Below are 360 nucleotides of genomic sequence, written 5' to 3' on the forward strand. Positions count from 1 at the left end.
CCACCGTGGCTCGGTACTGCAGCTTCCCGCCCCGGGTTGCTGCATTGCGCCGCAACTCGCGCGAGATGGTCGAAGGCGCGCGTCCGAGCTGTCGAGCAATCTCCCGGACACCGAGTTGCTGAGCATGTAGAAGCGCAATCTCTTCGCGCTCCGTGAACGACAGATATCTACCCGAAACAGGGCCCGGATTCGTAGGTGGAATTCCACCTGCTTGCCGAAACCACCGTGGGCCCAATGGCTGCGAAACCCCGGAAGCCCGTGCTGCTTCCTCGCTCTGCAAACCTGCCGAAATTCGCCCCCAGAATGCCCGCTTGATGAGCCGCTGATTGATCTCAGGGCGACCTGGCGAACGCATCGCCG

General features: G+C 62.5%; 1 protein-coding gene. It reads right to left on the bottom strand.

Annotated elements, in window-relative coordinates:
• On the bottom strand, nt 1–360 hold a 360-nt coding region (locus QN413_RS27170), incomplete at both ends, for a helix-turn-helix domain-containing protein (protein WP_323499654.1).

This window comes from Variovorax sp. LG9.2 (assembly GCF_035018885.1).
Lineage (GTDB): Bacteria > Pseudomonadota > Gammaproteobacteria > Burkholderiales > Burkholderiaceae_C > Variovorax.